This window comes from Leifsonia sp. SIMBA_070, assembly GCF_046534635.1.
Taxonomy (GTDB): domain Bacteria; phylum Actinomycetota; class Actinomycetes; order Actinomycetales; family Microbacteriaceae; genus Leifsonia.
The window spans coordinates 1-328 of the sequence record NZ_JAWRYK010000109.1 but is presented as its reverse complement, the minus strand read 5'-3'; the positions used below and the strand labels follow the sequence as shown (position 1 = coordinate 328).

Annotated in this window: 1 protein-coding gene; it reads right to left on the bottom strand. The window is 55.2% G+C overall.

Annotation, left to right across the window (positions count from 1 at the left end; genetic code table 11):
• A partial coding sequence (locus tag SB754_RS19620; protein ID WP_410784072.1) for a hypothetical protein occupies positions 1–328 on the bottom strand: 328 nt, incomplete at both ends.

The following is a 328-nucleotide window of genomic DNA, read 5'->3' as shown; positions in this document are numbered from 1 at the left end:
CTGTTGTCCTCAGCGCGGTTCGTGGTTGATCCTCCGAAGTTAGATACTCTCATTCCTGAAAGTGTTCCGACCCTCGGTAGCGATCCCTGGAGACTCTGACCTCCAACGAGCGCCTGAAGTCCCTGTGCTCCTCCGGTAGAGATCGTAGAACTCTGTCCGTCTAGGCTTCTCTGGGCTCCTGATAGAAGCATGTCCTGCCAGGTTGCAACACCCGAGCTCAGCCTAGAGATGTTCTCCTTACCAACAGCCTTCACGACTTCCTTACGAAGAACGAATTCGCCAGGGGTTAGGCGGAACGGCTTCTTGCTGTCTCCGTTGCCGTGTTCCT